Origin of the sequence: Rhodocytophaga aerolata, assembly GCF_030503435.1 — a bacterium.
GTDB lineage: Bacteria > Bacteroidota > Bacteroidia > Cytophagales > 172606-1 > Rhodocytophaga > Rhodocytophaga aerolata.
On sequence record NZ_JAUKPO010000002.1, the window covers coordinates 559,747 to 584,019 of the forward strand.

The 24,273-nt window shown below is 41.0% G+C and carries 20 protein-coding genes; 10 read left to right on the plus strand and 10 right to left on the minus strand.

From position 1 onward, the window contains the following. Positions 1-224 precede the first annotated feature (224 nt). The 3 genes from Q0590_RS06750 to Q0590_RS06760 all read left to right on the plus strand — a co-directional run bounded on the left by Q0590_RS06750 (position 225) and on the right by Q0590_RS06760 (position 5,148). A complete protein-coding gene (locus Q0590_RS06750) occupies positions 225-2,768 on the plus strand; it encodes an AsmA-like C-terminal region-containing protein (protein ID WP_302036739.1) in 2,544 nt (847 codons plus the stop codon). Positions 2,769-3,034: 266 nt separating this feature from the next. Beyond that, entirely contained in the window at positions 3,035-3,355 is a 321-nt protein-coding gene (locus Q0590_RS06755; RefSeq protein ID WP_302036740.1) for a hypothetical protein, read from the plus strand. 188 nt (positions 3,356-3,543) lie between these two features. Beyond that, complete coding sequence (locus Q0590_RS06760) at positions 3,544-5,148, plus strand: alpha-amylase family glycosyl hydrolase (RefSeq protein WP_302036741.1); 1,605 nt, start codon at positions 3,544-3,546, stop codon at positions 5,146-5,148. 86 nt (positions 5,149-5,234) lie between these two features. Here the strand turns inward: Q0590_RS06760 and Q0590_RS06765 are convergent, their stop codons facing one another. From Q0590_RS06765 to Q0590_RS06780, 4 genes are all read right to left on the minus strand, one after another. Next, on the minus strand, positions 5,235-5,573 hold the full coding sequence (locus Q0590_RS06765) for a hypothetical protein (RefSeq protein ID WP_302036742.1): 339 nt from the start codon (positions 5,571-5,573) through the stop codon (positions 5,235-5,237). Between the two features lie 85 nt (positions 5,574-5,658). Further along, the gene (locus tag Q0590_RS06770; protein WP_302036743.1) at positions 5,659-6,729 is read right to left on the minus strand and encodes a hypothetical protein; all 1,071 of its coding nucleotides are present in this window, start codon (positions 6,727-6,729) and stop codon (positions 5,659-5,661) included. Continuing rightward, entirely contained in the window at positions 6,729-7,490 is a 762-nt protein-coding gene (locus Q0590_RS06775) for an ABC transporter ATP-binding protein (RefSeq protein ID WP_302036744.1), read from the minus strand. The genes Q0590_RS06770 and Q0590_RS06775 overlap by 1 nt, the downstream gene beginning before the upstream one ends. A gap of 126 nt (positions 7,491-7,616) precedes the next feature. Further along, on the minus strand, positions 7,617-8,345 hold the full coding sequence (locus Q0590_RS06780) for an MlaE family ABC transporter permease (protein ID WP_302036782.1): 729 nt from the start codon (positions 8,343-8,345) through the stop codon (positions 7,617-7,619). 284 nt (positions 8,346-8,629) lie between these two features. On the opposite strand from Q0590_RS06780, the gene Q0590_RS06785 reads away from it, so the two are divergent. From Q0590_RS06785 to Q0590_RS06810, 6 genes are all read left to right on the plus strand, one after another. Continuing rightward, positions 8,630-9,334 carry an SDR family oxidoreductase gene (locus Q0590_RS06785; protein ID WP_302036745.1) on the plus strand — a complete coding sequence of 235 codons (705 nt, stop codon included), beginning with the start codon at positions 8,630-8,632 and terminating at the stop codon, positions 9,332-9,334. 50 nt (positions 9,335-9,384) lie between these two features. Then, positions 9,385-11,388 carry a (E)-4-hydroxy-3-methylbut-2-enyl-diphosphate synthase gene (gene ispG / locus Q0590_RS06790; protein WP_302036746.1) on the plus strand — a complete coding sequence of 668 codons (2,004 nt, stop codon included), beginning with the start codon at positions 9,385-9,387 and terminating at the stop codon, positions 11,386-11,388. A 103-nt stretch (positions 11,389-11,491) separates the two neighbouring features. Continuing rightward, entirely contained in the window at positions 11,492-11,671 is a 180-nt protein-coding gene (locus Q0590_RS06795) for a DUF6728 family protein (RefSeq protein ID WP_302036747.1), read from the plus strand. A 93-nt stretch (positions 11,672-11,764) separates the two neighbouring features. Beyond that, positions 11,765-12,097, plus strand: a complete 333-nt coding sequence (locus Q0590_RS06800; protein WP_302036748.1) for a hypothetical protein — start codon at positions 11,765-11,767, stop codon at positions 12,095-12,097. An 18-nt stretch (positions 12,098-12,115) separates the two neighbouring features. Then, positions 12,116-12,463 (plus strand): MmcQ/YjbR family DNA-binding protein, encoded by a 348-nt coding sequence (locus Q0590_RS06805; RefSeq protein WP_302036749.1) that lies wholly within the window; start codon positions 12,116-12,118, stop codon positions 12,461-12,463. A 208-nt stretch (positions 12,464-12,671) separates the two neighbouring features. Continuing rightward, on the plus strand, positions 12,672-14,402 hold the full coding sequence (locus Q0590_RS06810; RefSeq protein WP_302036750.1) for a phospho-sugar mutase: 1,731 nt from the start codon (positions 12,672-12,674) through the stop codon (positions 14,400-14,402). Positions 14,403-14,473: 71 nt separating this feature from the next. Here the strand turns inward: Q0590_RS06810 and feoB are convergent, their stop codons facing one another. The 4 genes from feoB to Q0590_RS06830 form a co-directional block, all read right to left on the minus strand. Then, positions 14,474-16,600 carry a ferrous iron transport protein B gene (gene feoB, locus Q0590_RS06815; protein WP_302036751.1) on the minus strand — a complete coding sequence of 709 codons (2,127 nt, stop codon included), beginning with the start codon at positions 16,598-16,600 and terminating at the stop codon, positions 14,474-14,476. Between the two features lie 62 nt (positions 16,601-16,662). Next, a complete protein-coding gene (locus tag Q0590_RS06820; RefSeq protein ID WP_302036752.1) occupies positions 16,663-16,893 on the minus strand; it encodes a FeoA family protein in 231 nt (76 codons plus the stop codon). Between the two features lie 140 nt (positions 16,894-17,033). Next, positions 17,034-19,502, minus strand: coding sequence for a bifunctional UDP-N-acetylmuramoyl-tripeptide:D-alanyl-D-alanine ligase/alanine racemase (locus tag Q0590_RS06825; protein ID WP_302036753.1), 2,469 nt, complete (start codon positions 19,500-19,502; stop codon positions 17,034-17,036). Between the two features lie 393 nt (positions 19,503-19,895). After that, the gene (locus Q0590_RS06830; RefSeq protein WP_302036754.1) at positions 19,896-21,032 is read right to left on the minus strand and encodes an acyltransferase family protein; all 1,137 of its coding nucleotides are present in this window, start codon (positions 21,030-21,032) and stop codon (positions 19,896-19,898) included. 643 nt (positions 21,033-21,675) lie between these two features. Here Q0590_RS06830 and Q0590_RS06835 point away from each other — a divergent pair. Continuing rightward, positions 21,676-23,589: a M1 family metallopeptidase gene (locus tag Q0590_RS06835; protein WP_302036755.1), complete on the plus strand. Its 1,914-nt coding sequence runs from the start codon at positions 21,676-21,678 to the stop codon at positions 23,587-23,589. Positions 23,590-23,710: 121 nt separating this feature from the next. Here Q0590_RS06835 and Q0590_RS06840 read toward each other — a convergent pair whose 3' ends face one another. Further along, positions 23,711-24,037, minus strand: coding sequence for a hypothetical protein (locus tag Q0590_RS06840; RefSeq protein ID WP_302036756.1), 327 nt, complete (start codon positions 24,035-24,037; stop codon positions 23,711-23,713). Further along, a complete protein-coding gene (locus tag Q0590_RS06845; RefSeq protein WP_302036757.1) occupies positions 24,018-24,257 on the minus strand; it encodes a DUF433 domain-containing protein in 240 nt (79 codons plus the stop codon). The genes Q0590_RS06840 and Q0590_RS06845 overlap by 20 nt, the downstream gene beginning before the upstream one ends. Between the last annotated feature and the right edge of the window lie 16 nt (positions 24,258-24,273).

Here is a 24,273-nt window from a genome sequence, read left to right on the forward strand (position 1 = left end):
TCTTAGTTAAACCAAAAAGGGCAACATCATGTTAGCAATGGGTAACTTAGGTATACCATACGTAGGAAGATGCGCTATAAGAAGCAGCTACCGGCAAAACACAACCATCTATCAATATATTAAGTTAAAGGAGATACTTTTAGTGCCTTACTAAAGCCTGCCTGAATATACACGAACATGCTTCTCTACGTATATCTGCTGCAATAGCTTGGGATGTAAAATTTATGAAACTGCTGATTAAAATAGGGATATATGTAATAGCTTTCCTTGCTTTCTTGCTGGGCGTGGCCTATTTTATTACAGTTACTTACAAAGAAGAAATACTGGCAGCTGTTAATAAAGAGTTCAGCGATAGGATGAATGGCGAACTACGTATCAAAGACCTGGATTATTCCATTCTGGAAACATTTCCTAACTTCTCTTTTACGCTTGTAGAACCCATTATTACCGACACTTTATACGCTGTACATAAGCAGCCTATGTTTCGTGCAGAAAAGGTGTTTATGCAGTTTTCATTAACAAAGCTTTTGCGCAATGAACTGGATATACAGGCTATCCTGGTAAACAACGGCTCTGTTTCTTTGTATAAAACCAAAGATGGGTACGATAGCTGGCGGATTTTTAAAACGGATTCGGCTTACCAAGAATCGGCATCCGAAAAAAAAGCTTCTCTGGACTTCATGCTGAACAGAGTCCGGCTAAATAATGTAGCTGTCAGTTATGTAGACTCTACCTTGCATGCCGACTCTACGCTATACAAGACGCTTCGTTTCCACCTCACCAGATTGCAGGCTAACATTGATACAAAACCCGATGGAATGGCTCTAGACATTAATGGCCCCGTCATTTTTGATCAATTAACATTTAACCCTAATAAAGGCAGTTTTATGAAGGATGCCAAAGCGGAAGTGGCGTTCGATTTATTTTATAACAAAAATCAAAAAAACCTTCAGATCAATGAATCCAAAGTAAAAGTTAATAAACAGGAATACAGCCTGACAGGAAGTTTACAGGCAGGCAAAGTTCCTGTACTGTCTCTTACTTTTCATACCGACGGAGCCCATATCACCGACATTTCGCCTTTGCTCACTTCCAGTATTGCCGAGAAAATAGAACGTTTTAAAATTAGCCAGCCAGTAAAAGCTACTGCCCAGATTAAGACCCTGCTTAAGAAAGGAAATCAGCCAGAAGTAGAAATACTGTTCTCCATTAACAAATCAGCTATTACCTATAAAGATAAAACCTGCACCGACGTAAGCCTGAATGGAAAATTCTATAGCAAAGTGGATTCCACCAGTAAGGAGGGCAAAAAAGAATATATAGAAGTAACAGATTTTTTTGGCCGGTACGAAAAGCTTCCGATACAAGCTAGTTTTATTATTGATAACCTGAAATACCCCGATATTGATTTAAAATCTACCATCCGGTTTGCTCTGCAAGAGGCTAATCACCTGTTGGATGAGTCTAAAATGAATTTTACGAAAGGAACAGCCAATATTAATTTTCATTACAAAGGTAAAATACACAAAGTACTTGATGAAGACAATAAAAAGCTGCCAGGTGTTTTACAGGGAAAAGCTACCTTGAAAAATGCCAGCTTTGCTTACCTGCCCAGGCAATTTCAGTTTGCCGGCATTAACGGATCAGTTGTATTTAACCAGTCGCATGCCAGTATAGATTCGCTGCATTTTAAGGTTAATGAAAATCCGGTAAAAATTTCCGGCAAAATAAATGACCTGGTTCCCTTTGCTTTATACAAATACGACAGAATAAATGCCAATTTACAGATGCATTCCCCCTCTTTCGATTTTGGAAACTTTAAATCTCCGGGAACACTGCGTAAACTAGGCTTGCTGAAAGAAAACAAAAGCCAGCAGGCAGGCACAAATTTAAAGAAAGCCATAGGCCGGAAATTAGAAGCCCTTATTGAAAACATAGATTGCCACCTGGCCTTTTCGATAGATGAAGTAAAATACAAGCAATTTTCAGCAAATCAGATTGGGGGTAATCTAACTCTGGAAGATAATAGCATTGGGCTTGAAAACATTGCTCTTCAGAATTCTGGCGGCACCTTACACCTGAATGGAGCTATCCGGAATATAAGTCAGCCTAAGGGAGATTTTGAAATACAAGCAGTTATACAAGATGCCGACGTACGCAAACTGTTACACTCCTTCGAAAACTTTAAGCAGACCACTATCGGAGAACATAATCTGATGGGTGAACTGCATGCCAATATAGCTTTTTCCTCTGCTTTTGACGATTCTTACAACATTCTCCCGCAGAGCATGCAGGGCAATTTTGAAGTACAGCTTACTAATGGCCGGCTGATAGATTTTGAGCCTTTAACCAAAATAGGGAAGATAGTATTTAAACAAAGGGATTTTACCAATATAGAATTCGCCGACATTCGCAACAACTTCGAATTACAAGGCCAGGACCTGCACATCTCCCGTATGGAAATAGCCTCCAGCGTGCTCAATTTATTTGTGGAAGGAATTTTTAGTTTCAATAAAGAAACAGATATGGTCATACAACTGCCATTAAGTAATCTTAGCCTGAAAGAAGAGAAAGATTTAGTGCCCGAGAAAATAGGTGTTAACCAGGATGCAGGCGCTAGCGTTTACCTGCGTGCCAGAGCGGCCACCGGCCAGGAGAAGGTAAAAATCACCTATGATCCATTCAAAAAAGGCTTAAAAGAAATCCGCAACGAGGCAGAACCTGCCCAGAAGCCGAATACCAAAAAAAGATCCAGAAGGCAGAGATAGTGTCATAAGCGTAAATTTACCAGAAATAGTATCTGGTATACTGCTTACACAATGGCAACTTACAGCTTTGCTGAACCATTCATTAATTACCTGCCAGTATTTATTCTGAGTATACCTGCGTAAGTATGTTGAAAAAGCATGTGCTGATGGAGGTTGTTTGTAATAAAATGTAAACGAATACATTTTCAATTCGTCAGTTTCCCGCTAAATTTGTTTAAGATATCAGATAAGCAACAAACATCATTATTTTATAACTTCTTTATACTATGGCCAATGAACTAGTTGTACAATTGAAGGGCATCCGCGATAAGGTAAACGATATGCCCATTGATGATGCCAAGGCGAAAGAGCTGGAAAACCTGATTAGCAAATCCATAGAAATTATCGAAAAAATTAAGAACCCAGCCGACGATTTTTTTGAAAGCAGAAGACAAACTGCCTTAATTGATCTGAATGAAGACTTGCATAAGCATATAAAAGGATACTGGGGAGCCAATACCAAAACCGAAAAAATTGCCGAATTCAGCCGTGCCCGCAACGATGTTAATTTTGTTTTAAACCGCATTTTGGCTTCTTTCCGCAGATAGGTTTTACAGCAAGTATGATTTTCTTACTTAAAAGAAAAGCTTTATGGCGTTCAGGCTGTAAAGCTTTTTTTATATATTATCTGTGTTGTCTGCAACTTTTGTAGACAATACCCGGCTAATTTCTTTTTCTGGTTAATCAAACTGGCTCTCCCTGTATCCTTACGGCAGTATACTCGTACATTAGGGACATGAGCAATCACACAGATAATCATCTTTGGTGGCAACAAGGCGTTGTTTACCAGATTTACCCACGTTCCTTTATGGACAGTAATGGGGATGGGGTTGGTGATCTTCAGGGTATTATCAGTAAACTGGATTATTTGCAGTGGCTGGGTATCGATGCCGTATGGGTATCCCCTGTGTATCCTTCACCTATGGCCGATTTCGGATATGATATTTCGGATTATACCGGCATTCATCCCCTATTTGGGAGCATGGACGACTTTGATGCACTTTTAGCAGAAGTTCACTCCCGCAAGATGAAACTGATTCTCGACCTGGTGCCCAACCATACCTCCGACCAGCATCCCTGGTTTCTGGAGTCTCGTTCTTCCAGAGATAATCCCAAGCGCGATTGGTATTTGTGGCACGATGCAGCCGAAGATGGCAGCCCTCCCAACAACTGGTTAAGTGTATTTGGAGGCAGCGGCTGGGAATGGGACGAGAAAACCGGCCAGTATTATTACCATGCTTTCTTAAAAGAACAACCAGACTTAAACTGGCGTAATCCGGAGGTGCAGCAAGCCATGTTGGATGTAATGCGTTTCTGGCTGGACAAAGGGGTAGATGGCTTCCGGGTAGATGTCATGTGGCATATGGTTAAAGATGACCAGTGGCGCAATAATCCGGCTAATCCCGATTATCAGCCGCATATGGCTACCTATGAAAAACTGGTTCCGGCTTATTCTACCGACCAGCCCGAAATTCACAACATTGTTTCTATGATGCGCCGCCTCACCGATGAATACAATGAACGGTTGATAATAGGTGAAATCTATCTGCCTATTCACAAGCTGGTAACTTACTACGGTGCAGACAATTCAGGGGCACATTTACCATTCAACTTCCAGTTAATTGGTTTACCCTGGAATGCCCGCACTATTTCTACGGCTGTTGATTTATATGAGGCGGCTCTGCCCAAAGGTGGATGGCCCAACTGGGTGCTGGGCAACCATGACCAGTCGCGTATTGCAAGCCGTATTGGAAAGGCGCAGGCACGGGTAGCCGCAGTTATGTTGCTAACGCTACGGGGTACGCCCACTATTTATTATGGAGATGAAATAGGCATGCGGGATGTACCCGTACCACCGGAAGAATGGCAAGATCCACAAGGCCTCAATATGCCTGATTTAAACTTAAGCCGCGATCCGTTCCGTACGCCCATGCAATGGAATGATGGTCCGAATGGAGGGTTTTCCCTTGAAAAACCCTGGCTCCGCTTGCCTGATAATTATAGGAGGGTAAACGTGCAGGTACAGCGAGACAACCTGGAATCTATACTAACCTTATATCACCGGCTTATTAAAATGCGGCAAATGGAACCAGCTTTACGTATAGGAAATTACATACCTGTAGTAGCAGAAGGAAACACCATGGCATTTATCCGTGAATGGGAAGGGAAGCGATTTATGGTTGTACTCAATTTAGGACATGGGGTTTGTCATTTTTCTCCGCATAATATGGAGCTTCACGGTAAAATTGTATTGAGTACTATTCCAGAACGGGAAGGAATTACTATCAGCAAACGCGTGAATTTATATGGCGACGAAGCTGTAATAATTAAATTACAATAACCAGATAATTGTTAACTAAACAGGAGGCCGGAAAATATAAGTTCTGGCCTCCTGTTTTACTGAATTGGCTTACTGACTAAAACTTATTATTGTTCAAACCGCTCCCCATCCAGCAGCATATATGTAATACCGTTTGCATCTACAGCAGGTTTCTGCTGAATGGTGAATTTTACACGGAAAACATGCGAATCCAGAGAGCTACTGGTAAACACCATCTTATGATCAGTAATAGTAACATAGCCATTACACCGCAAACGCAGCTTCTTTTGAATACAGGCCCCTTTGCCATGGCTGTAGATAATAAGTGTGTGCTCAGCAGATTCCCATTTTCCCTCGTATACTAACTGGCCATCATCCAGGTTCCTCCGGCAGGAAGAGATGGTTAACAAACTGAAAAGAAATAATGACAGGGAGATTTGTTTCATTGAATACGTTGGCTGAAGTAGTGCTACGAGCTGTCAACGTAAAAGAATATGGCAGTGTTAATAGGATTAATTCTTATTTATACAATTACTTGATTAGTAAGAAAGATTTTGCATACCCCTTTGGATTATCTACTTCTTGCACCTGAATTCTGTACCTGCGGATACCTGCGGCTATAAACTTGCTTACATCAACCGTAAGCTGATTTTTCTTTTTAACCGACGTCATCATATAGCCTTCTTTTAGCAATTCATTTGTTTGGGCATCAAATACCAAAACACGCAGATTCAACTTCCGGCGTACAGGTATTTCTAGCATAAGCAAGTTTTCAAAGTTGCTCGGGATACGCCTTCGGCCATCGTAATACAGATCCAGTTCTTTTACTAAATAGCTTTGTTGCTGGGAGTTGATGCCAATAATTTTATACGTATACATTCCTTTAACGGCCACCGTATCTGTATAGGTGTAACTCGTTTGCCGGGTACCATAGGCGTTCGTCTCAGCTGCAAACCTGGTAATCTCCTGTGATTTTTTTTCTGCTGCTTGTCTTCGTATAATGGAGAAAGCTGTAAAATCTTCTTGCAATGAATCTGGCAATGTCCATTGCAGGTGTACCAGACTATCGGAAATCTGACTGGTAACTGGCACTTCTACGAGTGTGGGAAAAAGAGTAAAGGCTGGTGGCTGCGTACTTACAGCAATAGTAAACTGGCAGAAGTCATTTAAGTAGCCATCTACATTAATCAGATACGTATGGCTGGCTTGCAGATTATTCAGAATAAGGGCAATATCGTCCTGGGCTCCGGTTGAATGGCAAATGAGATGTTGGTATGCATCAGGGTAGCAGGGTATTCCATCTACCACCATCACCTGCACGCCTCTTACATCACGGCACTGCTGCCCGGTAATACTTAAGTAATACTGTCCGGCTGCTTGTGTGGTAAATTCAAACCACTGGTCGTTATGAAATTTGATGCACCCTTGCACAGCTTTAGTGTTTACACATGTCCACTGAACGGTGCAATTTGTTGTGTTAGATTGACGGGAGGAGTTGAGCTGTAAGGTGAGCCGTTTATCTATATCATCATTCACAACCTGGGAAATGGCCGGGAGAATCCATATAAAATAGCTGCTGAAGAGGAAAAAAAATTTATACATTACCCATTGGCTTCATTCTCTTTCATATGCTTGATAAACTTATTGGCAAACAAAAACTCCTTTAACTCAGGCACATTTGTTTCTACAATATTCTGGCTGTCTCCCTCCCATAACTTGCGGCCTTTGTACAAAAACATCACATACTCACCAATACCCATTACCGAATTCATATCATGGGTTACTACAATGGTGGTAATTTTATATTCATCGGTAATTTCGGCAATCAGTTCATCTATGGTAACTGCCGTAAGGGGGTCCAGGCCAGAGTTAGGTTCGTCCACAAACAAGTATTTTGGATTCATGACAATAGCCCGGGCTATGCCTACCCGCTTCATCATACCGCCACTGATTTCGGAAGGCATGCGTTTGTTCACATTCTCCAGGCCCACCCGTTTCAAACAGAAATTCACCCGGTCCAGCTTTTCGTTTTTAGGCATATCAGTCAGCATATCCAGGGGAAACATTACATTTTCTTCTACGGTTTTAGAGTCGAACAAGGCACTCCCCTGGAATAACATGCCAATTTCCCGCCTGATTTGCGTCCGTATTGTCCGGTCTCCATTAATAAAATCGCGGCCGTCGTAATATACGCCCCCACTATCTGGTTTTATTAAGCCTACAATGCATTTGAGCAACACACTTTTACCAGTACCGCTTCCGCCAATAATTAAACTGGTGTTGCTGTCTTCAAAACGTCCACTAATGCCTGCCAGTACCTCTTTCCCGTTGAAAGTCTTTTTAATGTTTTTTATCTCAATCATGTAGGTATATGAGAAAATGCGAAGATTAAAGAAGTTATATCTGCTTTTATCTAGGTAGCTTCTATTGTATAGAAGACAGAAAATTCAGTGTATTTGTTCAATTCTTTAAATACTTGTAGCCTCAACTTATAGAAGTAATTGGGCCAGAATAAAGTCGAATAACAATACTGCAATACAACTGTTGGTTACAGCATTGGTACTGGACTTACCTACTTCCAAGGCTCCTCCTCTGGTATAAAATCCTTGAAAAGAAGATATAGTCGAAATCAAAAAGGCAAACACCACGGATTTGATCAGGGCAAATGTTACATTGTACTGGTTAAAATCTGCCCGGATACCATAAATATATTCATTAGGCGTAATAACTCCGGTAAGGGTGCCTGACAAATACCCTCCAAAGATACTCAGGAAACCTGCCAGAATAACCAGCATTGGAAATACAATAATAGAGGCCACAATTTTGGGCAATACCAGGTAAGAAGCTGCATTAATTCCCATCACTTCCAGTGCATCAATCTGCTCTGTAATCCGCATGGTGCCAAGGCCACCCGCAATATTAGAGCCTACTTTTCCGGAAAGCACTACACAAGTAATGGTTGGCGCCAGTTCCAGCACAGTCATATCCCGCACAATCAAGCCAATAACATAGGTAGGAATCAGAGGGCTTACCAGGTTATAAGCCGTCTGCACAGCTGTTACCGCTCCAATAAACGACGAAACTATTACTACAATAAAGATGGAATCTATCCCGATCAGTATACATTCGTCTACAATACGGGCTATGTACACATTAAACTTTTCCCGGTTTCTGAATAAACTGCCTATAAATTCAAGGTATCTGCCTAAATGGCCAATGAGTGTTAACATAGAATGATGGATCTACAAAGAGCCTGCTACACAAGTAACAGGTTTATCAGGATAAAAATGCAGGTATCGGGTGAAATATCCAAATCAAAAGAGATTTTGCGTATTGAATAAGTATCTTTCGGAAAAATTACTTACGCAAAGGTAACGTATAAGTTGTAAGGGATAGTTGTTCACTGCAAATCTACAAGATATTTCTTACCAGCTATAAGTAGATCAAGCTCAATATCCGTTCTATATGTTGAATCAGACAGTACATACTCTTATTTTCACCTATGAATAAACTATTAGTCATAACCGGCGGCACGAAAGGAATTGGGCGGTCTATTATTGAATTATTTGCACAAAATGGATTTGATATTGCCACCTGTGCCCGCAATGAAAAAGATCTGGAACAATTGAAAAAGGAAGTAGAGGCTTCCTTCCAGGTAACTATTTTTACACAGAAAGCAGATTTATCTAACAAGCCGGAGGTAGAGAAATTTTCCGCTTTTGTAAAAAGATTAAACAGAAAGATAGATGTATTAGTAAATAATGCTGGTTACTTCATTCCAGGCCAGATTCACAACGAACCGGAAGGCACCCTGGAGAGCATGATAAATATTCATGTATACAGTGCTTATTACCTAACCCGGCAGTTGATTGACAACATGATAGAGAATAAAGATGGCTATATCGTAAATATGTGTTCTATTGCCAGTATTATGGCTTACTCCAATGGTGGCTCTTATTCAGTAGCCAAATTTGCTCTCTACGGCATGACGAAAGTTCTTCGCGAAGAAATGAAACCGCACGGCATCCGGGTTACCGCTATACTTCCCGGAGCCACCCTTACCGCCAGCTGGGAAGGTGTAGATTTACCAGCCGAACGGTTTATAAAACCAGAAGACGTAGCCCAGGCAGTATATGGGGCGTATGCTATGTCGAAGCAATCCGTGATAGAAGAAATCATTATCCGTCCGCAATTGGGAGATCTGTAAGAACATTTTTATCTGGATTTAGGTTAACTTAGCAAGTATTATCTCTTACAATGACACTTACTACTTCTGATATTTCGCAACTAAACACCAGGTATTGCAACTCTCTTACGCAATACTCCCGCCGGCAGACTATAGATGTACACATAGGCGATATTCCTCTGGGAAGCAATTATCCAATCCGGGTACAATCCATGACCACTATCGACACCATGGATACCATGGGCTCTGTTGAGCAAAGCATCCGGATGATTGAGGCAGGTTGCGAATATGTGCGTATTACGGCTCCCAGTGTGAAAGAAGCGCAGAATCTGGAAAACATCCGCAAAGAACTCCGGAAGAGAGGTTATAAAACTCCACTGATAGCCGATATACATTTTACGCCTAATGCCGCTGAATTGGCTGCCAGACTGGTAGAAAAAGTACGGATTAATCCGGGAAACTATGCAGATAAAAAACGGTTTGAAGTAATAGATTATACCGAAGCAGGCTACCAGGCCGAATTAGAAAGAATCCGCGAGCGGTTTATTCCCCTGGTAAAAATCTGCAAAGAATACGGCACCGCCATGCGCATTGGCACCAATCACGGCTCATTGTCCGACCGTATTCTGAGCCGCTATGGCGATACGCCACTCGGAATGGTAGAATCGGCTCTGGAATTTTTGCGGATTTGCGAAGATCTGAAGTATTATAACATAGTGCTTTCCATGAAAGCCAGCAATACACAGGTAATGGTACAAGCGTACCGCTTACTCGTGCAGAAACTGGATAAAGAAGGTTTCAAACCGTATCCTTTGCACTTAGGTGTAACCGAAGCCGGCGAAGCAGAAGATGGCCGGATAAAATCGGCTGTGGGTATCGGCACCTTGCTGGAAGATGGCCTGGGCGATACCGTGCGTGTTTCCCTTACAGAAGAACCAGAACTAGAGGCCCCGGTAGCCAAAGCTTTAATAGACCGTTATACCAACCGGGCTTCCTTACAAAAACCCATAGCTCCGGTAGAAGCCTCCCCTATTAACCCATTCCAATACTTCCGGAGAAATACGCTGGAAGTACTAAATATTGGCGGACATAATGTGCCGAGAGTAGTTGCCGATTATTCTGCCATAGAAAACATCCAGATAGAAGACTTAAAAGGGATTGGGCATTTTTATTTGCCACTGCCAGATAAATGGCGGATGAATGACCTGGGAGCCGATTTTATCTATACTGGCACCAACAAAATATCGTTCATGCTGCCCAATGGCTTGAAAGAAATCACTGATTACAATTTATGGAAGGATATTGCTGATAAAGTTCATACGTTTCCGCTGTTCACACCCGGACAATACATGCAGCAATCTGCTAAACACGGAAGCCTTAACTTTCTAAAACTAACCATTGGAGAGCTAACGGATACATTGCTGAATCAGATAAAGCATGATGCTACATTGGTATTACTTATAGATACCTATAATGAACATGCCATGCCTGAGCTGCGCCGCTTGTTCTTTACACTGATTGAAGAAGAAATCCAGTCGCCAGTGATTATTATGCGTCAGTTTCCGCTTTTAACGAACGATATGCTTCAACTGTATGCAGCTACGGATGTAGGAGGCTTATTAATTGATGGCCTGGGAGATGGCGTAATGCTTGGCACTGCCCTGCTAGCCTTAGCCGATAAGCAGGAATTAGTAAAATTGCTAACCAGATATAATCAGACGGCTTTTGGCATTCTACAGGCGGCTCGCACCCGGATGTCGAAGACCGAATACATTTCCTGCCCTTCCTGCGGCCGTACCTTGTTCGACCTACAGGAAACTACCGCCATGATCCGTAAGCGAACCGACCATTTGAAAGGCGTAAAAATCGGCATTATGGGGTGTATTGTGAATGGCCCTGGCGAAATGGCCGATGCAGATTATGGCTACGTAGGCGTTGGCAAAGGAAAAATTGCGTTGTACCGTGGCCAAAATGTAATAAAAAAAGCAGTACCTGCCGAAAAAGCAGTAGATGAGTTGATAGAGCTTATCCGCGAAGATGGCAACTGGCTGGAACCTGAAGCATTGGAACAATAGCCAGAGGCTGATTTATTTTCAGTTTACATAACTTTTACCACCATCCTATTGTTACTTAATAGGCAGTATATCAGTTGTTAATCAACCAAAACCAACTACATTCATGAGCAAAGTAAAAGAGTATTTCCGTGTGGGCGAGGTGTTCGGCTACTTCTTTCGAAAAAAAGATCCTAGCCGTCCGACTAATTTTAATCTGCGGATGATGCACGGAATCAATAAGATTTCCATCGTCATGTTTTTACTAGGTATCGTTTTTATCATTATAAAAAAGCTTTTTGCTTGATTATACTTGTTTTCGCATTAAATTTACAGAACCTATTGAGCCTTTTGCCTGATAGGTTTTTTTATGTTCAACTTTTAGTTAGTAGAAACCAACATGAGAAAAACTTACCGAAGTTTACTCCTTGTTTCCTCTTTGTTAATACTGCTGTCATGTAGCAAAGAAGACGTAGGTCCGCAGACAGGAGACCTCAAAATATATATTAATGTTTTGGATGCCACCTGGACATTATATTATGAACTGTATACGGAAGGCTCTTTAGCTACCAGAATGGTGGTTTCTCCTTTAAGAGAGGGAGAGGTAACGGTAAGGTCCAGTACTCCTTTCTATATAAGGGATCTGAATGCAGGGAATTATATATTGTCCATTGGAGGAAGTACCAGATCTGTGCAAGTAACAGGCGGACGTGAACGGGAATATAGATTTTAACTACAAACAATCATACCCTTGAATATAGAAGAATTCAGAGACTGCTGTTTACAGAAAAAAGGCGTTACTGAAGAAATGCCTTTTGGTGAGTATACGTTATGTTTTAAAGTAGGAGGCAAAATTTTTGCCCTTACCGATATAGAAAGCAAACCCCTCAGCTTTAATGTAAAATGTGACCCTGACAAAGCCGTAACCCTGCGTGAACAATACGATTCCGTAAAACCGGGTTACCACATGAATAAAAAACACTGGAACACCATTATAGCCGATGGTTCCGTAAACAGACAATTATTGCAAGAATGGATTGATCATTCCTATGACCTGGTGGTGGCTTCTCTTCCAAAATCTCAACGGCAGAGTTTATAGGCAAATCATCAATCTATCAGGTTTGTAAGGAGTATTCTGGTAGCTGATCACAACCCGGATTGCTATTTCCCGTGCAAAGCTGATAATATCTTTGCTATACATTATACTGGATATTCTCTGCAAAATCATTTTATTTTAGAAAACATATTCTAATTTTATTGCCACAAGCTAAACAGCATTTTGTGGCCTTATAAACTATACAGCTTTCATGGAAACAGCAATCCGATCCAAAATTGATACCTGGCTCACAGGTAATTACGACGACGATACTAAAAAAGAAATTCAGCAGTTGCTGGATGCCGGCAATGAAACCGAACTATCCGATGCCTTTTATAAAGCCTTAGAATTTGGTACTGGCGGTTTACGCGGCACTATTGGCGTAGGGTCTAACCGGATGAACAAATACACCGTAGGCATGGCTACTCAGGGGTTGGCAAATTACCTGAAACAAAGTTTTCCTGGCGAGCAGATCAAAGTAGCCATTGCCCACGACAGCCGCAATAAAAGCGATTATTTTGCCCGCATTACAGCCGATGTATTTTCTGCCAATGGGTTTAAAGTATATTTCTTCAAAGAGCTTCGCCCAACACCAGAGCTTTCTTTTGCTGTACGTCACCTAGGTTGCCATAGTGGGGTAGTTATTACAGCTTCTCATAACCCGAAAGAATACAACGGTTACAAAGCCTACTGGAATGATGGCGCCCAGATGATCTCTCCACACGATAAAAATGTAATTAAAGAAGTAGAGAAAATTCAGTCGGTAGATGAGGTAAAATTCAACCGGGTAGAATCAAACATAGAACTGATAGGCGAAGAAATAGATAAGGTGTATATAGATAAGATTTTATCGCTGTCTATCTCTAAAGAGGCCATCAAGCGGCAGAAAGACCTGAAAATTGTTTTTACCCCTATTCACGGAACTGGCATTACCCTGGTACCCAACGTACTGGAGAAAATGGGCTTTACTAATGTTACGGTTGTACAGGAGCAAGCAACACCCGATGGTAATTTCCCAACCGTGGTATACCCAAATCCAGAGGAAAAAGAAGCCATGAGCCTGGCCGTGAAAAAAGCTGAAGAACTCGATGCTGACCTGGTAATGGCCACTGACCCTGACTCCGACCGGGTAGGTATTGCCGTAAAAAACCATCATGGCAAGTTCCAGCTTATGAATGGCAACCAGACTGGCAGCTTACTAATTTACTATATGCTGCGTGCCTGGAAAGAAGCCGGTAAGATCACTGGGAAGGAATATGTAGTAAAAACTATTGTAACTACTGACCTGATTGATAAAATGGCCGAATCATTCGGTGTAGAATGTTTTAATACATTAACTGGCTTTAAATACATTGCCGGCATTATCCGGGAGTTGGAAGGTAAAAAGCAATTTATTGCCGGAGGGGAAGAAAGCTATGGATACTTAGTGGGTGATTTTGTGCGGGATAAAGATGCTATTGTCTCCTGCGCCATGATTGCTGAACTGGTAGCTTATGCCAAAGATAAAGGAGTGAGTTTGTTTGACATGCTAATGGAAATGTATCAGCAATACGGCTGCTACTATGAAACCCTGGTTTCGCTAACCAAAAAAGGCATGACCGGCGCCCAGGAAATTAAGCAGATGATGACGGATTTGCGGAACAACCCACCTAAAACTATCAACGGCTCTCCCCTGGTAGCTTTACTGGATTATGATAACAGGGTAAAGACTGATATTCAGACTGGCAAAACTTCCCCTATGGAGTTTGAAAAATCCAACGTGTTACAGTTTATTACAGCTGATGGCAGCAAAATTTCTGCCCGTCCGTCCGGTACTGAACCCAAGATTAAATTCTACTTCAGCGTAAATGCGCCGCTAACCAATAAAGAAGATTTTGATAAGGTAATGGTGCAGCTGGATGAGAAAGTAAAATCCATCGTGAATGAAATGAATCTGAAGTAGTCTTGCGCTACTATATTTTTAACCGAAGCCTGTGAGATGTAAATAAACTCACAGGCTTTTTAGTCTAAGCTTTACTTGAGCAAATTGTATACTACAAAAGCAGAGACATAGGCCAAGGCAGTCATATAGAATAGCTGAATCATAGGCCACTTCCAGCCTTTGGTTTCGCGGTGCACAATAGCCAAGGTGCTCATACATTGCATGGCAAAGGCATAAAAAATCAGCAGCGAAAAAGCCAAAGCAGGCGTGTATACAGGTAATCCTGTATCGGCATGGGTTTCTTTCAGCATCCGCTCTTTAATGGTTTCTGTATCTTCAGTATCACTGCCTACACTATAGATCGTAGACAATGTACCTACAAATACTTCTCTTGCTGCAAATGAAGTAAGTAAGGCAATACCTATTTTCCAATCGTAGCCCAGGGGCTTAATAACAGGTTCCATCCACTTACCAAAATGCCCGGCATAGGAATATTCCAGCTTACGGGAGGCAACTTCATTAGCTAGCGCTTCTTCGGTTAAATACGGTTTTTCGGTTTTTATTTCTGCCTCTGCCCTCTCCATTTTATCTGACGGTCCATACGAAGCCATTACCCAGAGCACAATAGAAATAGCTATAATAATTTTCCCAGCTTCTAGTACGAAAGCTTTTACTTTTTCAATAATAGTTATACCTACATTTCCCCAACGCGGCATTTTATATACTGGCACTTCCATAATTAAGAAGCTTCTGCCTTTCGCTTTCAGAATCACTTTCATGAGCAAAGCTGAAAAAATAGCGGCGAGGAAACCCAATAAATACATGGCCATTAAGGCAATACCCTGCAAATTCAGAAATCCTGCAACGGTAGTATCTGGTACGACGAGTGCGATAAGAATAGTATAGATAGGAATACGGGCCGAGCAGCTCATCAGGGGAGTTACCATAATAGTAATAAGCCGGTCTTTCCAGTTATCAATGTTACGGGTAGCCATAATAGCTGGTACTGCACACGCCATACCTGACATAAGCGGAACGACACTTTTGCCATTTAAGCCAAACTTACGCATCCACTTATCCATTAGAACCACCACACGGGCCATATACCCTGACTCTTCCAGGATGGCTATAAAGGCAAACAGAATGGCAATCTGCGGAACAAAAATAAGGATACCCCCAATACCGGCAATAAGGCCGTCTGTCAGCAAACTTACCAGCATACTTTCAGGTAAAACAGATTGCAGGTATTCATTCAGTGCGGCTATACCGCCATCTATCAGATCTTGCGGATAACTGGCCCAGGCAAAAATGGCCTGAAACATTAAGAGAAGAACCGTAAAAAACACCACATATCCCCAAAATGGGTGCAGGAGTACTTTGTCTATCTTGGTGCTTAGGTCTTCTTTCTCTTCTTTTTGTTCTTCTCGTATGGCCTGCCCAATAAGTTCGTCTATGCGTTCGTAGCGGGCTATGGTTTCTTTGGCCTGTAGCAGGGAATGTTTGAAGTTATATTTCTGGCGGAGCTGTTCTATCTGCTCTTTTTCACTCAGACTTAAAAATGGCAGGCTTTCTGCCTGGTGGGCATATTGAATAGCTAAATAATCATTGTGTACACCAAATACATCCTTAATCTGGCCTACTACTTCCGGGGCAAATATGCTGGCATCAATAAAGCTATGCACTTTGCCATTTGTTACCTCTTTTGTGGCAGGAATGTGTTGAGCAATCGTATTTTTTAAATCCGCTATCCCTTCTCCGGTCCGGGCATTAATGGCTACTACCGGAACCTGTAACTTCTTTTGGAGTAGGCTTTTATCTATATTAATACCTGAATCTTTCGCTACATCCAGCATATTCAGCGCCAGTATCACTGGTAAGCCCAAGTCTCGAATCTCAGTAAATAGCAGTAGGTTTCTTTTTAAACTGGCCGCATCTACTACTACCACTACCATATCCGGATACGATTTATCCTTTGGATTGGCCATAATATCCATAACCACCCGTTCGTCCAGAGATTTGGGATATAAACTATACGTACCAGGAAGATCTATAATTTGTACAGAAGTAGTGGGGGTAATAGGACATATCCCTGTTTTCTTATCCACCGTAACGCCTGGAAAATTACCTACTTTTTGATTTAAGCCAGTAAGCTGGTTAAATAAAGAAGATTTTCCGGAGTTAGGATTCCCTACAAGTGCAATTTTGGCATATGTTTTCAAGAAGCAAAAATCAATTCAGAAAGATTGGGTAAAACTCAACAAAAGTTGCCAGGCAATATGCCTTATCTAATCATAATAGTGGCTGCTTCATCCTTGCGCAACGAAAGCGCATAGCCAGAAACTTTAATACAAACAGGCCCGCCAAAAGGTGTTTTGTTACTCATTTTTACTTCCGTACCAGGCAAACACCCCATTTCCAGCAGTTTTAATGACATATCTTCATCCTGAAAACAACAAATTACCCCTTTTTCACCTATACTCATATCTGCTATGCTCTTTTGCGGATGGGCCATTGTATTAGCTTATTTAGATTCATTATAAACAACGCAATTTACGTGCAAAGCAGTTCTGTTGCAAAAAAATATGTTTTTATTTTATAGAAGGAAATTGGCACCTAACAGGTTTCTAAAATCTGTTAGGTGATGTCTCTGTATTACGAGGTATAAAATACCCGTTTTACCCGTTCGCTTACGCCGGTGAGAATTTCATAGGGGATAGTTCCTATCTGCCGGGCCATTTCACTAATAGGATATTGCTTACCAAAAATAATAACTTCATCGCCTTCTTCAGCCTCCAGATCTGTTATATCCACCATCGACATATCCATACAAACATTGCCTATTAAAGGGGCTAACTTGCCATTAATCCAAACTTTGCCAACTCCATTACTCAATCGCCGGTCGAAGCCGTCGGCATAGCCAATAGCAATGGTAGCAATACGGGAATCTCTGGTAACTTTGCCTTTGCGGCTGTACCCAATAGTATCGCCAGCCTTCACCTTTTTTATCTGGGAAATAGTAGTTTTTAAGGTACCAACGGTTTCCAGCTGGGCTTGCTCCTGATTAGTAGCTTCTACGCCATACAAACCAATGCCCAAGCGAACCATATCCAGCTGGTAGGCAGGAAAGCGGACAATACCGGCTGAGTTTAGAATATGTTTAATGGGCGAATATAGTAATGCTCCTTCTATCATGGCAGCCATCTTTCTGAACCGCTCCATTTGTTGTGTAGAAAAGTAATTATACTCCTCTTCATCAGCGGCTGCCAGATGGCTAAAAATAGTAGCTATAGTAAGTTCAGGATGTATTTTCAGCTGTTGAATTAACTGAGGCAAATCTTGTTCTTCAAAGCCCAAGCGATGCATACCTGTATCCAGCTTAATATGAACCGGCGACTGCTGACCTGTATCTTGCAAATACTGAATAAAACTGTTTAAAATAGCAAAGCTGTATAATTCAGGTTCCAGTCGGTAATTGAGCAGTTTATCAAAAGTTTGTGGCGACGGATTCATCACCATTATCGGCAGATGAATCCCATTCTCCCGCAGCAATACGCCTTCATCAGCATAGGCCACGGCCAGGTAATCTACCCGGTGGAACTGTAACATACTGGCAATTTCTGCACTTCCACTGCCATAAGCAAAAGCTTTTACCATCACCATTATTTTGGTCTGGCTATGCAGTTTGCTTTTATAATAATTCAGGTTGTGGGAAATGGCTTCCAGATTGATTTCCAGAATAGTGCCATGTGTTTTCTGCAGCAGTTTATGTACAATCTGCTCAAAGGCGAAACTGCGGGCACCTTTAATCAGAATTAGCTCATTACTGAATTTATTCAACAAAGGCTGTTTCAGAAAAGAAGCTGTCGTTGGATAAAATTCACTTCCCGGCGCAAAAAACTCCTTGTTGCGGGAAATTACTTCACCGATACCCAATAAACGATTTACCCCTTTTGTCTCTAACAATCGGCCAATATGCTGATAGAGCTCCTTTTCTGGAAGCCCCGTTTCCAGTACATCCGACACAATCAGTGTTTTTGTATCCCGTTGCTTCTGAAGATTCAAAAAATCCAGGCCCATGGTAAGGCCGGCTAAATCATTGTTATAGGTATCATCAATTAAATAACAGCCATTAATCCCTTCTTTCATTTCCAGACGCATAGATACTGGCTGCAGCATACGCAAACGTGACTGGATTTCAGTAACTTCCAGTCCGAAGTAAAGCATAGCTGTAATACAATGCATCACATTCTCTAGAGAAGCATCATCTACAAAAGGCACCTGTAATTGCCAATCACGATTTGTATACCGGATAGCTAACACCGATTGCCCATGCTCCTGTCCTATTTCATGCAAAAATACCTCTGCCGCTGCTTCTATTTTGGACCAAGTAAAGGTTTGCTGCTCTGGCCGTTTAAATAAAGCCATTTGTTCATGAATGAGCTGGTGGTCCCGGCAATAGATTATCGTCTGACACTGGGTGAACAATTGCAGCTTTTCCCGGACTTTATGAATAGAACTTTCAAATCCTTCGTCATGAGCAGTACCAATATTGGTAAACAATCCGATAGTAGGTTTGATTACTTTCTCCAAATAGGCCATCTCAGCTGGTCTGGAGATACCTGCTTCAAAGATGCCCAGCGTATGTGTCGTATTGATTTGCCATACAGATAGCGGTACACCAATCTGCGAATTGTAACTTTTAGGGCTCCGGACTATATTGTATTGTTTTCCTAAAAGGGTAGCTAGCCATTCTTTAACAATTGTTTTGCCATTGCTGCCAGTAATGCCCATAACAGGTATAGTAAATTGTTCCCGGTGAAGAGCCGCCACTTGTTGTAATGCCCTTACACTGTTTTCAACCTGTAGAATAGTTGCTTCCGGAAAAGCGGAGAGGTGTAAGCCTTGTGTATGCTCTACTACAAACTGCCTTACTCCCATGCTATAAAGCTCCCGGATAAATTGATGTCCGTCGTGCCTTTCGCCTTTAATAGCAAAAAATAGTGAATAAAGCGGGCTAACTACTTTACGGCTGTCGGTGAGCAGATAACTTACCGGTAAACTTTCCCGCTGCTGAAGCACCTGCCCTTTTGTAGAGATTAGTAGTTGTTGAAAAGAAAGCATACAATACAGGCTATTAAATCATTTTCTGAAAGGCATTAACTAACAATTACGTCTGGTAGTATTTACTGACCTTCGTAAAGTCTTCCTATCTATAAGCATACACTACTGAGTATAGCATTCATGGCTGCGTATATTTTTCAGTAATACTAGTGAAGTTTTTCTAATGAGTAAAATAGTATCTACCTGATATTAGTTGACCTAACTCTGCAATATGTTATTTTAATAGCAGCTTTACATTGAATATAAATTATGAAAGGATTTGAAAAAATAGCTAAGAGATTTTAAAATAAGTTTTTTAGGTTCAACTACCCCCGAAACATTTTAAAATTATGCTTTCTTTTTGATTCTCATTATCCATGAGGGCAGATAATTCAACTGTGTGCCAACAAATGTTTAGGCCAATTTCCGTTTTTTGGTCTGCAATACCTCTACCCTGGATTGAACAAATTTAATAAGCGGTTTTTCCACCAAAAAATGAATGGCGATGCCCCCAGAGCAGGATATAACAAATCCAATAAGTAATACGAGTATCGGGTTGGGCGAAGCCTGTATCTTAGACCACAGGATAAACATAGCCGATATAATGGCTGTATGGGTAAGGTATATCGAGTACGAGGCATCTCCAAGTAGCAACCCAAGTTGTTGTATTTTAGTTAAGGGCTTTGAAGCCTGTAACGATATGCCTATAAGCACTACCCCTGCGGAAACAATACCACTGGATATAACCTGCGGAAATTTTAAGGACTCTCCAATACCTGTAAACTGGGCTACAAAAAACAAAGGCACTACTGAAAGTAAACTGATAGCAAAACTATGCGGAGTTTTTAATGTAAATTTATAATGGCCTTTCATTACCAAAATAGCCACGACCAAGCCTATACCAAATAGTAAATTAACCCTGCTGAATAAAAAACGGCATAAAGTTTTCAGGAAAGAGGGTTCCATAAGGCCATCTATATTTACGGTATACCATAAAAAGGGAGACAAAAACCAAAGCCATAGCCCTTTCCACTGCTTATGATGGTATATGGCAAACAGGCAAAATACTGAGTAGAATAAAAACTCATGACGCAATGTCCAGATCACATTTGGCTGTAATGAACCAACCGGAAAAAGAACCATGGCATTAACGAAAGAATCTATAGGAAATGATCCCCGGATTACCAGCTTCATAACCGCATACCCAATAATGCAGATCCACATAAAGGGAACGATACGGACAAAACGCCGCAGAAAAAAATCGGATGAGCTAATTCTAGGAGTTAAATTCTTTTTGTCTAAAGAGACATAGCATATAATAAATCCGCTGATAACAAAAAATAATTCAACGCCAACAGCACCTGCAACGAACCATCCCGAAAGAATATCCATGTTAAGATACTTGGGCAACCGGGCCATTGCTGTTACATGATTTAATACAACTAGGGCGGCGGCTATCCCTCTTAGATATTGTATACCTATTAACTGGCTTGTATAATGGTTTTTTGAAAGCACAGAGGTAGGTGTATGCATTTCCAGCATGCTTTTCATAGGTTTTAGTAAGGTTTAATAGAGTGGTTAGTTAAGGCCATGCATCTCTACCTAGTGTCAAGAGATGTACAGGGAGCTAGGAAAACTCCATAAACTAAAGGAAGTGTTTTGCTATAGTATGGAACATGATAAGTAGGGAGACATATCCAATTCAAGGGATGCAGTCTTTTTATAGAATTAACAGTATTTATAGCTCTATTGAAGCTGAAACTTTTCAAATATTTATTTTTTACCATAGAACTACAACTGCGATTTAGGCAAATACTGTATACAATCCTTCCAAAAACTTTCAATTTATATATACATCTACAAGCACTTAATCTGTATAAACCTCAAAATCAATGCATTAATTTATTATTTAGTAGGTAGGTAAATCAAGCCTGGCTGCCTTATTTTCGATAATCTTCTACCTAAGAGACGTTAGAAAGTATATAGATCTCCTTTCTCTAAGCAAGAAATGGTTTGCAAAAAATAATCAGCTAACAGATGCAGTACAATAAGCAGGAGGGCTATATGGAAGGGAAATTACTGCCTAACCGACGGTGGGCTGTACAAATATGTTCTAGAGAAGTAGGACAATTGAAAGAAATTTTAGATAAAATTGTACTTTAATATTATAGCTCTCATTAACAGTTGAAAACCAATGGCCCACAAGTGTCTATGCTTCATTTCTTATTTCCTCTTTCTAATAAGTAATTTTCTATTTGCGCAAAATAATAACCTCTACCTTCCATTAGATATAAAGCAAGCCTACGAAAAAGGTACCAGAGCCCGCAATGGTGCTCCGGGAGCCAATTACTGGCAAAACTCTTCTGATTATGCCATTAAAGTAGCTTTAGACCCTTCAACCCGGATGGTAAAAGGGGAAGAAACCGTGGTTTATTCAAATAATAGCCCTGATACATTAAAGCAACTGGTGATCCGCCTGTATCCGGATATTTTTAAAAAAGGAAATAACCGCAATGAAATTATAGCTCCGGAAGATATCACCGAAGGTGTGACGATACAAGAAGTAATACTGGATGGTAAATCACTAGACCTGGATTCAAGAAGGCCAATGGTGCGCAGGTCTGGTACCAATATGTTTGTTAACCTTTCGTCTGCTATTTTTCCGTCAAGTAAATCTACCATTAAAATAAGCTGGAGTTATACCATTCCAAAGAAAACCCATATCCGGGAAGGACTTTATGGAGAATCATCTTTTTTTGTCGCCTACTGGTATCCACAAATTGCCGTATATGATGATATAAATGGATGGGATAAAATTAACTATACTGGCACACAGGAGTTTTATAATGATTTTAATAATTACACGGTAGATATTACGGTCCCTAACAACTTTATTGTTTGGGCTACCGGAGTACTCCAAAATCCGGATGAGGTTCTGGAAAAAGAATATGCCAGCCGTTACAAAACCTCCCAAACCTCCGACGAAATTATACACATTATCAAACAGGAAGATCTTAGAAAAGGGAAGATTACCCAGAACAAACAGCAACATACCTGGAAATTCAAAGCGGAATATGTACCGGATTTTGCCTTTGCTACCAGTAACAAATACCTATGGGATGCCACCAGTGTAGTAGTCGATGCCCAAACTGGCAGGCGTACCGGAGTAGGTGCGGCGTATAATCCGGATTCAAAAGATTTTTATGAAGTGGCCCGGTATGGCAGAGAAACCGTTGATTTTTTATCCAGACAAATGCCCGGCATTCCTTTTCCTTATCCGAATATTACAGTGTTCAATGGTTCTGGTGGAATGGAGTTTCCGATGATGGTGAACGACGGTTCCTATGGTTTAGCAGAAGCAGCCGAAGTAACTGCCCACGAAATAGCCCATACCTACTTCCCCTTTTATATGGGAATTAATGAACGCAAATATGCCTGGATGGATGAAGGCTGGGCCCAATTCCTGCCAAATGACATACAATTTAAATTAAAGGCAGATGCCAAGGGAACGTATAGCCCGCAAGGATATAATGCAGCCGTTTATTCCAAATTTGCAGGGAATCAAATGGATATGCCTATGATGGTGCCCTCCGTACTTTTGGAAGGCAGTTCATATGGGTTTGCTTCTTATTTCCGGCCTGGTGTAGCCTATGCCATGTTAAAGAATTTACTAGGTGAGGAGCTTTTTAAAAAAGCACTTCATGAATATATGCGCCGGTGGAACGGCAAACACCCCATGCCTTATGACTTTTTTTATACTTTTAACGAAGTAGCCAATGAAGACTTGGGTTGGTTCTGGAATCCCTGGTTCTTTCAGCAAGGCTATCCGGACCTGGGAATAAAACCAAATGCTTCAGCCACACAGAAAGGCAATCTGGTAATCGAAAGAATAGGAGAAATTCCGGTACCCATTTACTTAAAAATTACCTATTCCGATAACACCGAAAGTACCATACAGGAAACAGCCAGCATCTGGAAAGACGGAGCCAGGGAATATGTAATTATACTTGCTCCTGATAAAACGGTAAAACAGGTTCAACTAGGCAATCAGCAAATACCAGATGCTGATATGAGCAATAACGTTTATCCAACGGAAAAGAGGCAGTAAAATTAAAACTTATTAAAGTAGAATAATATGTTTATACAGCGCCGAGGCATGCTGTACCAGTTGCTTGGTTTGGTGGCCCGGTGATTGGAATAGCAGGTGCTGGCGGTTATCCTTTTGTTATTTAATCCTGCTTTATCACAATCGGTCCGGGCATCAAGTCTTTTCTCATCTCTTTGTTTATCAATGGTACTAATTCTTTGAGTGTTGTATATGTATTATCTGCCGCATCTAAGACGAACACTGTTATAGGGTATTTATCAAAATTTTGCTGAAAGGGCAGGTTTTTATCGAAGGTCATCAATATTTGAAATTCATCCGCCTTCAATAGAGCCATTAACTCTCCATTCTTTTTTCCGTTCCAAGCTTTCTCCCAAATGGTGTATATGTCATGCGCAGGAAAATCCTTTTTCAACCTTTTTGGTAAGTTCTCATCCAACAGTATTTTCATAAATCTGCTTGAAATTCTTCGATGAAACTACCTTTCCTGCTATATCTAATATTTCAACAGCTTGCTCACGGGTGACAGTGGGGAAGTCTTCTAGAAATTCCTTTAAGGAAATTCCTTTCTCTAAGTGCATAAATAGTGTTTCCACAGGCACTCTTGTTCCACTGAATACAGGTGTCCCTCCTAATATTTCCTTATCAACCGTAATTACATCTATTTTCATTGTCCGTAAATTTAAT

Bases quoted from the DNA above. Each gene is read 5' to 3' on its own strand.
- Q0590_RS06750 (WP_302036739.1), top strand. From the start codon at position 225: ATGAAACTGCTGATTAAAATAGGGATATATGTAATAGCTTTCCTTGCT.
- Q0590_RS06755 (WP_302036740.1), top strand. From the start codon at position 3,035: ATGGCCAATGAACTAGTTGTACAATTGAAGGGCATCCGCGATAAGGTA.
- Q0590_RS06760 (WP_302036741.1), top strand. From the start codon at position 3,544: ATGAGCAATCACACAGATAATCATCTTTGGTGGCAACAAGGCGTTGTT.
- Q0590_RS06765 (WP_302036742.1), bottom strand. From the start codon at position 5,573: ATGAAACAAATCTCCCTGTCATTATTTCTTTTCAGTTTGTTAACCATC.
- Q0590_RS06770 (WP_302036743.1), bottom strand. From the start codon at position 6,729: ATGTATAAATTTTTTTTCCTCTTCAGCAGCTATTTTATATGGATTCTC.
- Q0590_RS06775 (WP_302036744.1), bottom strand. From the start codon at position 7,490: ATGATTGAGATAAAAAACATTAAAAAGACTTTCAACGGGAAAGAGGTA.
- Q0590_RS06785 (WP_302036745.1), top strand. From the start codon at position 8,630: ATGAATAAACTATTAGTCATAACCGGCGGCACGAAAGGAATTGGGCGG.
- ispG (WP_302036746.1), top strand. From the start codon at position 9,385: ATGACACTTACTACTTCTGATATTTCGCAACTAAACACCAGGTATTGC.
- Q0590_RS06795 (WP_302036747.1), top strand. From the start codon at position 11,492: ATGAGCAAAGTAAAAGAGTATTTCCGTGTGGGCGAGGTGTTCGGCTAC.
- Q0590_RS06800 (WP_302036748.1), top strand. From the start codon at position 11,765: ATGAGAAAAACTTACCGAAGTTTACTCCTTGTTTCCTCTTTGTTAATA.
- Q0590_RS06810 (WP_302036750.1), top strand. From the start codon at position 12,672: ATGGAAACAGCAATCCGATCCAAAATTGATACCTGGCTCACAGGTAAT.
- Q0590_RS06820 (WP_302036752.1), bottom strand. From the start codon at position 16,893: ATGGCCCATCCGCAAAAGAGCATAGCAGATATGAGTATAGGTGAAAAA.
- Q0590_RS06825 (WP_302036753.1), bottom strand. From the start codon at position 19,502: ATGCTTTCTTTTCAACAACTACTAATCTCTACAAAAGGGCAGGTGCTT.
- Q0590_RS06830 (WP_302036754.1), bottom strand. From the start codon at position 21,032: ATGAAAAGCATGCTGGAAATGCATACACCTACCTCTGTGCTTTCAAAA.
- Q0590_RS06835 (WP_302036755.1), top strand. From the start codon at position 21,676: ATGGCCCACAAGTGTCTATGCTTCATTTCTTATTTCCTCTTTCTAATA.
- Q0590_RS06840 (WP_302036756.1), bottom strand. From the start codon at position 24,037: ATGAAAATACTGTTGGATGAGAACTTACCAAAAAGGTTGAAAAAGGAT.
- Q0590_RS06845 (WP_302036757.1), bottom strand. From the start codon at position 24,257: ATGAAAATAGATGTAATTACGGTTGATAAGGAAATATTAGGAGGGACA.